This window comes from Enterococcus sp. LX10, assembly GCF_023539285.1.
In the GTDB taxonomy this organism is placed as follows: domain Bacteria; phylum Bacillota; class Bacilli; order Lactobacillales; family Enterococcaceae; genus Enterococcus; species Enterococcus faecalis.
In genome coordinates this window covers 1325059-1339153 of record NZ_CP092784.1, presented here as the reverse complement: position 1 = coordinate 1339153, position 14095 = coordinate 1325059, and the positions used below count along the sequence as shown (strand labels likewise).

Below are 14095 nucleotides of genomic sequence, written 5' to 3'. Positions count from 1 at the left end.
AGTGCGAATTCCAATGGACACATTTACACATGATTTATTGTATCACATAATCTCTGTTTTTCAAGTATCTTGTTTCAACTCACCAAAAAAAGAAAGTATCTAGGACAAAAGTCATCCTGACTCCTGCCCCAGACACTAACTCTTAAAATAATCAATTAAACATCAAACTTGCTCCGACTCCCTTCAAGATTTAAAGAAGAACTGCATTTCTGGAGACGAATGCTTTTAACTCAACCTCTGTTTTTTATAAATCTTTAATTGTTTTTCCAGCACGTTTCATTTGTACGAAACCAATTGCTACACGCACCACAATATTAATGGCCATCATAATAAAGAAGAGACCCATTGTTTGCGAAGTTAAGAAACCAATTTCTAAAATGTTGTGGAATAACATAGCTGCTACATAAATACCAATAATGGTACTGAAAACCAAGAAAATGCGTAATGGATTTAAAGGCAGACATGCTCGAACAACAGCCATACAGCTAATTCCAACTAATAAATAATACATTAACGTCGTGGTGTCTAAAGAAGAAAATCCTTGATTTTGTCCAATCAGATAAACAGCAATGATATTCACTACAACTAAAAGCGCATTAACAGACGCATTTTTCAAAGCCGTTGGTAAAAACTTCCCGACAACTTTTCGTTTGTCCCCTTCGAAAGATAAGAAGAAAGCAGGATACCCTTCAATTGCTAAATCAATCAAGGTCACTTGAATCGGAATGAACGGGAACGCAATGGCCGTTAAGGCACAAATGATTGAGAGAATAAACGAATAAATCGTTTTAATGAAGAAAACGCTGGAAACTCGAGTTACATTATTTACCACACGCCGTCCTTCAAACAAGACATCTGGTAACGTTGTAAAATCAGAATCTAGCAAAACTAGATTAGAAATTTGCCGAGTAGCGCCATCTCCTTCTGCCATAGCGATACTACAATCCGCTTCTCGTAACGCTAAAACATCGTTGACCCCATCGCCGGTCATCGCCACCACATGCTCTGTGTCTTTCAACTCACGTACAATGGTTCGTTTTTGCTGAGGCGATACACGTCCGAACACTGTGTATTGCTGAACCGCTTCACGCACTTCTGCTTCTGTCGTTTTGGTCGACAAATCAATATAAGACTCATAACCGGGTAGCCCAGCACGACGAGCAATATTTGAAACAGTCACCGGATTATCACCAGAAATTACTTTTAAGTCGATTCCTTCTTTTTTTAGATAAGCCAGTGTTTCTTTGGCATTTTGGCGAATTGGATCATCAATTTCTAGAATTGCTAATGGCTCTAAATAAGGCATTTTGGTTTCGTTTAACGGTTGTTGCTCCGCAATAGCTAACATCAAGACGCGATAACCATTCTCTTGTGCTGTAAAAACAGCTTCTGGCAACCGACTATCGTCTACCAAACGCTCAGGAGCTCCTAAATAAACTGTCCCAATTTCTGGAAATTCAATAGCCCCCCATTTTCGTTCAGAAGAAAAAGCCAAGACTTCTTTTGCGCCAAATCGATTGGATACTTCATAATGATCACGAATTGCTTGCATTGTAATATTATTATCCGTACTTTCAGATAGGTAGCTTCCGATAATCTGCGGGAAAAGTTCTTCATATTTGTCATGCAAGATAATCGCCTTTTGCACTTTCATTTTACCTTCTGTAATCGTTCCAGTTTTATCTAAACACAAAGTGTCCACATGGGCCAATGTTTCAATTGAGTACATATCTTGTACTAGAATACGTTTTTTGGCTAACTTAATGACACCTGTTGTCAGCGCAATACTAATTAATAGTACTAATCCTTTTGGTAACATCCCTAACAAAGCAGCTGCAGAAGCAACAACAGATGTTTTAATGCCAGCATCTCTTAACCAAAAAGCTTCAACAAATAAAATAATCCCCAGAGGAATAATCACCCAACTTGTAAATTTAGAGACTTTACGAATCGAATTGACTAACTCTGATTGAATTGGTTTATGCACTTTGGCTTCTTGGGTGATTTTCACAGCATAGTTTTCGGCACCAACGTGGATAACACGGGCATAGGCTTGTCCGCTAACAATGAAACTTCCAGAAAGCAAGGTATCGCCGATTTCCTTTTCAATTAAATCTGATTCACCTGTTAACAACGCTTCATTCGCTTCGACTTTACCGTCAATAACTTCCATATCAGAAGGAACTTGTTCCCCTGCAGAGATAATAACAATATCTTCCATAACTAGTTCTTTTGTATCAATTTCTTGTTGTACGCCATTTCGAACAACATGAACATTTTCTTTTGCCACAATAGATAATTTTTGAACTAAATTACGGGCATGAATTTCTTGGAAAATCCCGATTGACATGTTCACAATAATAATCGCTAAGAAAGCCAGATTGGAATACGCTCCGACAAATAGTAAACAAACAGCGATTGCAAAGTTTAAAAAGTTGAATAACGTCATGACGTTATCAAAAATAATATCTTTTGTAGATTTTGCTACATTTTCCTCATAATTATTTTGAAGGCCTAACTCTTTCTGCTTGGCAACTTCTTCTGTACTTAACCCTTTTTTCAGGTCGACTTTATTCAACATCCAGCTCTTTCCCTACCTTTTCAATTAATCAGTTACATCCCTTCTAGTTTACTTGCATTTTCATGAAACTGCAAGAAAAGCCTAAAAAATTCCTGTAAGTTGAAAGAATTCTTTAGACTTTTCTCGTTTTAATTTAACTTTTCAATAAACCAACGATTCATTTTGACAATTTCTGCATAGAACATATTGCCACCATTTTGATAAAGGTAACCACCATTGTAAACTAACGCTTGCCAACGATAATACCGATATTTCGTATTTTGGTCATTCCCTAGCAACGGTGAAAGGACTTCTCTTGAATATTCTTCTGCTAACTCTGTCGTGTGTTTCCCGCCACGTTCTTTAACAAACTGAATATAATCCAGTCCATAATTATATGCTTGTACGCCTGTCCACTCATCGCAGCCAGCTTCTTTTGCTTTCGCTAACGCTTCCGCAAGAAATTTGACGCCATGTGCGATGCTTTCCTCTGGTGTTTCAATCACTTCTTGTTGTCCATAAACACTTTCACTGCTCTGCATAATATCGCCAGATTTCCCTTTAGACTCTGTATAAATAATCGCTAAAGCTAATGTTTTGTATTCAGGTATTTTATTTTTTTTGACTTCTGCTTCTACTTGTTTTTCAAAGGTCATTACCGTTTCAACATTTTGATGTATTTTATAGCCAAGATAGCCAAGACCAGCAACTAAACCAACAAACAAAAGTAGCATGATTTTATAAATTATTTTTCTTACTCTACGCATCGAATCATCCAAACTTTTTCTTTTAAGATACGTTCTATGTTACTTGAAATAACTGAAAAAAGCGAAGTTTTTGTTACTTCTTTAGTTTTATTTAATAAAAGTAACTTTTTTGTGAACAAACCGTAACTTCGCAAGATTGAACGTTTTCACCTAGAATAGAATAACAAGTAATTTTGTTCTATTGGCGCTTATTTATTGCATCAAAAAAGCCCAGATAAGAATGAACAAAATTCTTTTCTAGGCTTGACTTTATACAACTTATCTATTCTTTTAACAAACAGTCAAATGTTTTATGGAATTTTTTTCCCAGTCATTTCTTCATAGTCTCTACTCATCATTCTCCAAGCTTTTTCAATATCTTCGTTCAATCCAAACAATCCGCTTCTACCAACAATATAAATATCAGGTCCTGCAGCATCAATTCGCTTAAATGAATTTCTATTCGATGAGCCGTCCATTTCAATTACATAACGATACCCTTTTTCTTCACGTAAATTACGAAGAGCAACAATTTTATCAAGTGTTCCTTCAATAAATCGTTGGCCAGCAAAGCCTGGATCAACGGTCATGATTGTGATTTTATCCAACAATTCAATATATGGAAAGATTGATTCAATAGGCGTTTCGGGATTAAGGACGATCCCTGCTTTAAGATTAGCATTGTGAATTTGGTCAATTAGGCGAAATGCTAGACCATCTAAAACCTCTGCATGCATACAAATCCATTCACATTTGATATCTACTAGTTGTTGTACCCAAAAGCTTGGATTCGTAACCATTAAATGGGCAGATACTGGGAGCTTCGAAATTTTTCTTAACTCCTCAATAAACCACGGAGATAATGTAATGTTTGGCACATAGTGACCATCCATAATGTCTATGTGATACGAAGCAACATGATCATTCAAAAAGGTGATTTGTTGTTTAAACTTGTCCAAATCCATCGTCATTAGTGACGGAGAAAATTCAACTTTGTTCATTCTAATTTTCAACTCTTTCTATCTGATTATTTGGTTGATGTTTTTGAAAATTTTTCTAACTCGTTATATTCAGACGTTGACACATCTCTGACGGGCAATATAAATTGCATTAATTTTGTTGCGCTTTTTCATTTTGTTTAGAAAATCTGAATATCTTCCAAGTTTATCTCCTCTTCTTCTTTTTCTACTAAAGCTTCCATATCTTTCTCAGTTACATCTTTCTTAATAATAGCTAAAACTAAACCGGTAACCACAGCGTTTACAACAATTGCAATAATGCCAGCCAGCGGTTTACTCATTGTTGGAATCATTAAAACACCGCCAAATGGAACTGTCGCATCTGCCCCTAAGATCATTGTTGTTGCGCCACCCACGAAGCCGCCAATCGCTGTAGCAATGACTCCTCGGACAATATCATTCATAACTAAAGGAATAACACCTTCAACAATGTTAATCACGCCCATTGGTACGGCAGACTTTAACGTTTCAACTTCTAGTTTTGTATAAATATTTTTTCTAAATAATTTAGCAAAGAAGAAAGCTAATCCAAAGCCTATTGGCGTTGCTGTATTTACTAATTGCAATGCTGTAATTGGTCCATTAAGTCCTTCCGCTTGCATTGTCAAAACAAAGGCAAAAACAGTTTTGTTAATGGGTCCGCCATAGTCTATACCACTTAATAAACCAATTACACCACCAAAAATTAATAATGACGAGTTACCTAAGCTATCTAAAAAGTTCGTTAATAATGAAGTAAATGCCGTTATTGGGGTCCCGATAATATATACCATGATTAATCCACCAGTAATTGAGGTTAAAAATGGAATAATTAATGTTGGCATTAACCCTCTCGCCCAGTTTGGTAATTTCACATATTTTAAAATAGCTAATACAAGATATCCTGCCAAGTAACCACCTAAGATACCACCAATAAAGCCAGCGCCAACTGCATTCGCAGTTAAACCAATAATAAAGCCCGGAGCAATTCCAGGTTTACCGGCGATTGAAAAGGAAATGCCAGTAGATATAACAACCGGCAGTAAGCCTAAGCCAGCGCCACCCATAGTAGCTAAAGCATCCCAAAGCGAAAATTCACCTGGTACCAAGGTTCCTTGACTTGAGCCACCAAACCCCATACCAATTGCAATTAAAAAGCCAGCGCCACAGACAATTGGAATTAAATATGAGATTGCTGTTAATAAATGACCTTTAAGATTTAACTCTTTTAGTTTTTTCATTTTTATCCTCCTAAACATTGTTCTTTTCATTTTATTTTCTATTTAAAAAAATTACTTTTGTGGATTCTTCTGTAGAAAATATCCACAATATGCTGTCTTAGTAATTTCATTAAGAGAATGCCTTTACTACATCCTCTGGCGATTTTGATTGAAGGAATTCTCTCACTACTTCATCATTTCCGAGTTTTCTGGCAAACAATGATAATAGTTTAAGATGGCTAGTTGTTTCTTTATGATCATTACCCACAGCAAAAAGAATGATTCCTTTTACGCCATTATCATCTAAAGATTCCCAAGGAATTTCTGTACCATTAATACCAATGGCCACGCCTATTTTTTTTACATACGCACTTTTGCCATGTGGAATGGCTAGATAGTTTCCGATGCCCGTTTGGCCTTCCGCCTCTCTATCATAGATATCTTTTATAAAGCCTTTTTCATCTGAAATATTGCCATTTTCAAGCAAAAGATTGGCTAATTCTTTTAACGCTTCCTCTTTTGTATTTACATTCATATTCGTTTTAACGGTTTTTAAGTCAATGATATCCTTTACTTCCATTACAATTCCTCCTAGAAGGTTACTTTTCTTGTGTCATAACTTCTTCTGCTTTTTCAATTAGTTTAGTGGGTGATTTTACAGCAACTTCTGTAGGTACTTGAATGATTCGTTTCCCATCAAAACGCTCTCTTCCAGAAATTTTCACATCAATGGCTAATATAACAATATCCGCTTCCTTAATTTGTTCATCCGTTAGTTTGTTTTCAATCCCAATGGTCCCTTGAGTTTCTACATGGATCTCAACTCCTGCTTTTTTTGCAGCGTTCTCCAATTTTTCTTGTGCGATATATGTGTGAGCAATTCCTACTGTGCAGGCTGCTACGCCGACTATCTTCATTATTTTTCCTCCTCAAATTTTTCTATAATTTTATAAAAATCTGTTTCTGTTTTTAAACACAACAACTTTTCTAAGAAGTCTTCATTTGCTAATTTTCTAGTAAATCGACTGATTTCTTTTTTTACTTTTAACCGTTCATTTTCTTTTAGTAAGATGACAATAATTAATTTCACTTGCTTAATGTCTGCCGTCCATTCTTGGATTTCTGTTTTTAAGCCAATCAGATATATTTCACTTTTTTTCAAGAGTGCATTTTCTAAATGTGGCAAGACAATTTGCTCTGCAATCTGATTACTTCCCATCTTCTCACGATTTACCAAAGATTCCTCAATCTGCTTTTTTTCTTCGAGCGTTAACAAAGGTGCTGCTGTTTCTGCAATGAATTGATATACTTGCTGTTTTGAAAGAAGTTCTTGGTTTAGGAAAACTTGGTATAAAGGATTAACGTTCATGATAGATTTCCTCAACTTTTCTTTGTAATCGATACTGATCATCCATTGTAAACATGGCACTTACCAACAATGATTTAATAGGAACCTTTTCCTGTAAATGAATCGTTGTAAGAATCAATTCAATATCAGAATAATCTTTTAATGATTTCTTTATATTTCGTGTGGCAATAATTTCAACAATTTGTAATTCAGGGAATTTCTTTTCAACTTTTACTCTCAATAGTTCTGAAGTTCCAATTCCAGTGGTACACATAATCAAAGTACGAATAGGTAACTGATTGGTTTCAATCATTCGCGCAAAATACAATGTAATAAACCCATTCTCGTCTTCGTTTATAGCCGGTAGTTGATAGTTTTTACTTACTTGCTTAGAAACTTGCACAATTTTTCTGAAAATTGTTTCATACGTCATTTTTATTTGATCCAATAAACTATTCTTAACATGTATGCCGTTTTCAAGACGATTTATCATTGGTTTTATATGACTAGCCAATTCAAGAAGTAGCTGATCATTATCAGTTAAAATTTTTAGTTGTGCACTCATTTCCTCTAAATAAAATTGAGTAATTTGCATTACTTTGAAAGAAAAATTAGTTACTTTACTAAATGAACCTTGCATCCTAGAAGAAACTAAATATTGATATAAGTAATAAATTTCAACGTTAGGCAGTCTCTTATTTAAATAAGTTTCAATCTGTTGAATCGTTGTTTGCGCGACCTTTTTGAGTACTAAGTCCTTTGTTAATTCTTGTTCTTCTTCGTCAGATAATTGGTATTTTTCAGAAATGGCTACTTTTCGTGAACGACTAATTAAGATATAAAGATGCGAAAAGATGTTTACATTATATGGATGTGGAATAGTAATATCTAGTTTCTTTTCAATGTTCCTGACTTGATCTAACGTAAAAAGGACATCATAATTATTAAAATTTAATGCTTTGTTGTTTCGAAGATCCTCAATATCGATAATGTTCAACAGTTGTATTCTATCGGAAATGGCTTTCCTGATAGCTCTTTCCTCCCCGATAATTGCCAACGTTCGATTTTTCCGTTTGAGTGTTAAATCATATTTCTTTAAATCTTCGGCTAATTGTTGTTCATCGCTAAATATCACAGAATCGCCAACATAATATCTTGCAAATAATTCATAAACATTTTTAGCTTGTGGAGAAGCTAACAACAATTCCTCCAGAATTCGATTGCGTCTTTCCCTTGGCGAAAAATCACTTTCTTTTTCGACTAAATGTCGATTCTGTTCCATAAATCGTTCATAGTCTAGCTTGTATCCTCGTCCTTTCTCAGATAATATGAGTGAACCTTCTGAAAATTCATCGTTAATTTTTTTATCAAACGATAAACTGTCTTAGGAGAAGTACTTAGGCAGTTTGCCAATTCTTCTGCAGTCATATAATCTTGTTTTTTTGAGAGAAGTAACAACAATTTTTGTCCACGTTCTTTTTTCGAACTCATAGCAACCCCTCCTTGATATATTTATTATAATCCATACAAAAGAAAACGCTTCCTTGTTTTCTGTCCGTTACATTGGCCATTTTTGTGAGTGGTTAAAGTGTTCAATTATGCGAAACTTTCTAAGGCTATTTATAAATAAAAATCTGTAGAGCAAGCGATTTTGAATTACTGGCTCTACAGACACTAATATTTTCAAAGAATACAAAAAAGGGCTGCCTTACGGCTAGCCCTTTTTTACTTTTATTTTACGGTAACATTTCCGATTACATCATTTATTGAAGTCGTTTGACCTGCTTTTTGTAAATCGTATTGAGCAACGATATCTTGATTTGTGAAAACAACAATTAAATCTGATTTTTTGCCAGCTTGTTCTAATGCGGCTAAATCAATGGTTGCAATTTTATCGCCTTGTTTTACAACTTGGCCTTCTTCAACATGTAATGTAAATGGTCCACCTTGTAACTCAACAGTATCTAGACCCATGTGTAATAATACTTCAATGCCTGAATCTGTTTGGATACCTAACGCATGTTTTGTTGGGAAAATGCTAGTAATTTTACCAGCAACAGGTGTTGAAACTTCGCCGTCTGTTGGTACGACAGCAAAACCGTCACCCATCATTTTTGCTGAGAAAACATCATCTGGTACTTCAGAAATAGGAATAACTTTCCCATTCGCTACAGAATATAATTCAGTTTCTTTCGTTGAAACTGATGCTTTTTTTTCAACAACTGGTTTAGAAACAGGTGTTTCTTTGACTGGTGTTGCTGGCGCTTGGTGGTTATATAATCGTTGCATTTCGTCAGCAACAAATTGTACTTCCGTACCAACAATCACTTGGATATTGGTGTCATCAATGACTTTCACACCAGGAACCCCAGTTGCTTTAATTTTTGCTTGATCCACTCTGCCTGTATCTTTCACTGTTAAGCGTAAACGAGTTGTACAGTTATCAATAGAAGTTACATTAGCATCAGCGCCTAAACCATCATAAATACGACGAGCTAGAGAAGCAAATTTGTTGTCACCTTCTGCAACATCTGGCGTTTCTTCGCCATCGCCTTCTTCACGTCCTGGTGTCATTAAGTTAAACTTAGTGATTGCAAAACGGAAACCGAAGTAGTAAATTGCCGCAAAGATAAGTCCTTGAACCACCAACATTATTGGATGATTCGCGACTGGGTTTTTCAAACTTAAGAAAAAGTCTACAAAACCTGCACTAAAGGCAAAGCCAGCTGTCCAATGCATAAACGCAGCGAATGCTAAAGAAATACCTGTAAAGACTGCATGTAAAACATATAAAGGCCAAGCAACGAACATAAATGAGAATTCTAAAGGTTCAGTAACGCCTGTAAAGAAAGCCGCAAAACCAGCAGCTAACATTAATGAAGCTGTAACTTTTTTCTTCTCAGGACGCGCACATTGATAAATAGCAAACGCGCCTGCTGGTAAACCAAACATCATTACTGGGAAGAAACCAGCTTGGTACATCCCTGTTTGTCCTACAATTGCTTTACCAGTATCTAACGCTTGTTGACCAGCTAAAAAGTTCCCAATATCATTGATACCAGCAACATCAAACCAGAAAACAGAATTCAAGGCATGGTGTAAGCCTGTTGGAATTAATAGTCGGTTAAAGAAACCATACAAGCCAGCTCCTACGAAACCTAAGCTAGAGATTCCTTTACCAAAAGCAACTAATCCGTTATAAACAACTGGCCAGAAGAAGAATAAGACAGCTGAGATTGCTAACATCGAAATAGCTGACATAATAGGAACTAAACGTTTTCCACTAAAGAATGATAAAGCCATTGGCAATTTCACACCAGAGAAACGATTATACATTGCCGCAGCAACTAAACCAGCGACAATCCCGACAAAGACATTGTTGTCCATGCTGTTGAAGGCTGGGTTTACTTCAGCAATATCCTTGAAGCCTTTAATGGCTTGGATAGAAGCAGGCGCTAAAACAGTTTTTGGCACTAAATAAGCGACTAAACCAGCTAATGCTGCCGATCCATCTTTATCTTTTGACATTCCTAACGCTAAACCAACCGCAAATAATAATGCTAAGTTGTTTAAGATAGCCAAACCACCATTCATTAGAAAAGTTGTGGCTGGACTAGCGCCGATTGTTCCCACGATCCAGTTAGCAATACCGACTAATAAAGAAGCCGCCGGTAATACAGCAACTGGTAACATTAACGAACGTCCCATTCTTTGCATATACGCTTTCATTATACGTAACTCCTCACATAAACTATTTAATTTTTATTATTTGGTCATTCTTAATCGTTCAATGTGAATCGATAAATAACCAAGTTCTTCATTTGGTACTTGATAATGAAAATTTCTCATTAATAAGACTTGTACTTTTTTTGAGATTTCATAGCTTTCAGCATACTTTTTCTTTACGACTTCCAAAATTTCTTCATCTAAAACAGCATATTGATTTTGTTGGAAGCGATGAATAAACAAACGTAAATGATTCACCAAACGTGAATAACTGAGACTATTTTTATCATCATGAATATCAATAGCCAATTCCTGCTCGATTAAATGAATAATTTCAGAAACGATTGTAACTTCACGGATACTTTTACTATTATCAGTACGCCCGCTGCGAGCACTATGGATATGAATTGCAATATATCCCGCTTCATCATAACTAAATGGAATTTCTAAGGTTTGTGTTAAATATTCTACAGCCCATTGAGCAATAGCAAATTCTTCACTATATAAAATCTCAATTTCACTTAAAAGCTTGTTCCGAACAATAATATTATTTTGAATATTTTCAGCTGCAAAAGCAATGTGATCACTCAACCCAATATTAATATGTTCATTCAACTTTTCACCCAATACCGTTTCAGCATGTTGGATAATTTCTTCACTCGCTAAAAAGTATTTGTCTTCAATTTGTGATAGCAGTACTTGAAGTTTTTTCAGTCCTTCTGGCTCCATCACAAACATCCGCTCCACCAATTGTCGAGATAAGACATCATTTTTAGTCTTATTAAACCCGACGCCTTTACCGACAGCTACTTTCTCCTGTCCTTCGTCAAGAACAAGTACAGCATTTTGATTTAGCACCTTTTTAATTTTCATAAATGACCCTCTTCTGCAGAAGTAATTCTAACATCTTCAGTGAAAACAACAAAAAAAGCATAGAACAATCCCGTTAAACATGTTGCGTAACCATTGTACACCACATTGTATTACGAAATTCTTCCATGCCTAGTATTATCTAGTCACATGAAAACGCTATTCATTTGTTAACAGTGCTTATTCTAACGAGTATCATTATTTTTGTCAACCTTTTTCAATTATTTTTTTATTAATTGTTGACTATTAACAAAAAAGAAGCTCTTATCGGGAAGAGGTCGGGACAGAAGTGTTTAACTCCGAGAACCAAGTAGGTACTGTTCAACATCTATTTGCTTTGCAAATAGTGTTTCTCAGCAATAAGAAGAAATTTCCGAAAATTGTCATAAAACACAACGAGGAACGAGTTGATGTTGCATGATACACTACACTCCGTTTCGTTCGCATCAATTTCTACGCATGGAACATGCTAGAATTGAAGGACCCGGTGTTCTTTAATTTTTGGAGACCAAGTCCTTCAATTCTTAGTGATTTATCACTTAGAGATTGATGAGATCGGAGCTCTGCGAAGTAGGTATTGTTCATCATCGAATCACTACGTTCTTCGTGATTCTCAACACTTGGAAGGATTAAGATACGCCGAACACTTGTGTGAGAAAGTCAATTTCGGCTTATTGTTTTCTCGCCAAAGGCTCGTCACAGTTTTATACTTGTAAGTTCCGAAGGACCTTCACCAAGTAGGTACGATGATTTCATCTGTTCATGCTTCACAGTGAAACATCGTAACTCTTAGAGCTGTAGCTCTTTTGAAGGCTGTACTGTGACGAGACGCATGTCGAGAAAACACCTTAGAAGTTATTGAGATCGGAGCAACGCGTAGTGTTGCTTCTGTTCCCGCCGTTTATCAGTTTTTGAGCGTGGAGCAAAAATCCAAAGTGATTTTTGTCCCACGCTCGTTCACTAATTTATTCTTTATAGGCATACTTATATGTGCTCGTTGCACCGAAGTTATGATACTGAATACCTTTGACACCTGGTCGTACAAGCTGACTACGGGCCTCTTGGTATAAAGGAATTAAAGCGGCATCTTCTTCCACCAATACTTTTTCAGCTTTAATTAATGTTTGCCAACGAGTTTCAGGATCATTTGCGTATTTAGTTGTTGACTCTTCAATTAGTTGATCAAACGTTGGGCTAGAATAGTTCATACGGTTACCACTAACTGAGCTTTCTAAGAAAGTCATTGGATCCTGATAATCGGGTCCCCACATGCCAACAGACAATTCATAATCCCCTTTTCTCATTAATTCAATCGCATTATTTAAAGGAACTGTTTTGACATTAATAGTGAGACCTGGCAATGTTTCTTGTAACTGGCCTTGGATAAATTCAGCAACTTTTCGGTCACTATCACCATCTCTTGAAAGAAGTTCAATGGCTACATCTCCGTTTAGCTCTGCTTTTGCTTTATCTAAATACTCTTTGGCTTTTTTGGCGTCTGTTTTGACAAGGGCGCCTGCTTCTTGACGAAAATCTTCATTCGTTTCTGGGTTATATACAAATTTTTCTGGAATGTACCCATAAATTTCTTTTGAACCATCTGCTAAAATATTATCGACTAAACTTTTTTTATCCAAAGCATAAGCTAAAGCTTTGCGGACATTCTCATTTGCAAAAATGGATGGTTTTTCGTTTCTTTTTTGGTTTAAACGTAAGGAATAGACTTTTGACCGTTCGATTGCTTCATAGTCTGGGTTGTCTCGATTTTGTTTAGCAAAATCTCCTGTTAAGACAGCCACATCTAATTCACCTGATTCGTACAAATTATAAACGGTATTGGTTTCTTTAAGAACTTCAAAATGAATCGTTTCTGATTTTACTTTTTCTTTATCGTAATAGTCGGGATTACGCACAAAGTCCCATGACATCGCTGACTGATCCCAATTTTTCATTAAAAATGGACCATTAGATACAATCATTTCACTAGAAGTGCCATAGGCTTGTCCTTTTTCTTTCACGAATGCTTCGTTTTGTGGGAAAAATGGAGAAAATGCCAATAAGGACGTAAAATATGGTACAGGCTTTTCTAAAGTAACCTCCAAAGTATAATCATCAAGCGCTTTGACACCCAATTCCTCTGGTGCTTTTTCCTCTTTTGTAATAGCTGTTCCGTTCAGAATCGTTCCTTCTAACAAGAAAAAGTAATTGGCTTGGTTTTTGGGATTCGCTAATTTACGCCAAGCAAAAACAAAATCATTGGCTGTTACAGCATCACCATTGGACCACTTGCCATCTTCTCTTAGTTTAATGGTATATCGTTTGCCATCTTCAGAAATTTCAGGCATCTCTTTAGCGGCAGCTGGTATTAGTTGATCTTTTTCATCCAATTGATATAACCCTTCAAAGACATTGGACTGTGCGTTAATACTGGCTTCATCTTGTGTAAAAATAGAATCCATTGAACCGATTTCCGAGTTCTCCATTAAATTTAAAACTTTTTTCGAGACACTGGTTTTCTCAGTTACTTTCTCGTCTATTTTTGTTTCTGCTGTTGTGCCACAACCTACCAAGACCGTACTAACAAATAACATAATCCCCATCATTTTTAACTTTTTCATACTATTCCC

The 14095-nt window shown here is 35.9% G+C and carries 10 protein-coding genes and 1 pseudogene; all 11 read right to left on the bottom strand.

Annotated elements, in window-relative coordinates:
* Nucleotides 1-244: 244 nt before the first annotated feature.
* Complete coding sequence (locus MKZ30_RS06370; RefSeq protein ID WP_023895093.1) at nt 245-2581, bottom strand: cation-translocating P-type ATPase; 2337 nt, start codon at nt 2579-2581, stop codon at nt 245-247.
* Between the two features lie 128 nt (nt 2582-2709).
* Entirely contained in the window at nt 2710-3327 is a 618-nt protein-coding gene (locus MKZ30_RS06365; RefSeq protein WP_002357646.1) for a lysozyme family protein, read from the bottom strand.
* A 290-nt stretch (nt 3328-3617) separates the two neighbouring features.
* Entirely contained in the window at nt 3618-4307 is a 690-nt protein-coding gene (alsE, locus tag MKZ30_RS06360) for a D-allulose 6-phosphate 3-epimerase (RefSeq protein ID WP_002369425.1), read from the bottom strand.
* 137 nt (nt 4308-4444) lie between these two features.
* On the bottom strand, nt 4445-5545 hold the full coding sequence (locus tag MKZ30_RS06355) for a PTS fructose transporter subunit IIC (RefSeq protein ID WP_002369426.1): 1101 nt from the start codon (nt 5543-5545) through the stop codon (nt 4445-4447).
* A gap of 109 nt (nt 5546-5654) precedes the next feature.
* Nucleotides 5655-6104: a PTS sugar transporter subunit IIA gene (locus tag MKZ30_RS06350; protein WP_033600980.1), complete on the bottom strand. Its 450-nt coding sequence runs from the start codon at nt 6102-6104 to the stop codon at nt 5655-5657.
* A 19-nt stretch (nt 6105-6123) separates the two neighbouring features.
* Complete coding sequence (locus MKZ30_RS06345) at nt 6124-6441, bottom strand: PTS fructose transporter subunit IIB (RefSeq protein WP_002357651.1); 318 nt, start codon at nt 6439-6441, stop codon at nt 6124-6126.
* A complete protein-coding gene (locus MKZ30_RS06340; protein WP_033600978.1) occupies nt 6441-6893 on the bottom strand; it encodes a PTS sugar transporter subunit IIA in 453 nt (150 codons plus the stop codon). Before MKZ30_RS06340 ends, MKZ30_RS06345 begins: the two co-directional genes overlap by 1 nt.
* Nucleotides 6883-8363: pseudogene (locus MKZ30_RS06335) on the bottom strand (BglG family transcription antiterminator). The gene MKZ30_RS06340 and the pseudogene MKZ30_RS06335 overlap by 11 nt, the downstream one beginning before the upstream one ends.
* A 240-nt stretch (nt 8364-8603) precedes the next feature.
* On the bottom strand, nt 8604-10601 hold the full coding sequence (gene nagE, locus MKZ30_RS06330; protein ID WP_249958802.1) for an N-acetylglucosamine-specific PTS transporter subunit IIBC: 1998 nt from the start codon (nt 10599-10601) through the stop codon (nt 8604-8606).
* A gap of 36 nt (nt 10602-10637) precedes the next feature.
* Nucleotides 10638-11471, bottom strand: a complete 834-nt coding sequence (locus tag MKZ30_RS06325) for a PRD domain-containing protein (protein ID WP_002357655.1) — start codon at nt 11469-11471, stop codon at nt 10638-10640.
* A gap of 962 nt (nt 11472-12433) precedes the next feature.
* Nucleotides 12434-14086 (bottom strand): peptide ABC transporter substrate-binding protein, encoded by a 1653-nt coding sequence (locus MKZ30_RS06320; protein WP_033600692.1) that lies wholly within the window; start codon nt 14084-14086, stop codon nt 12434-12436.
* Between the last annotated feature and the right edge of the window lie 9 nt (nt 14087-14095).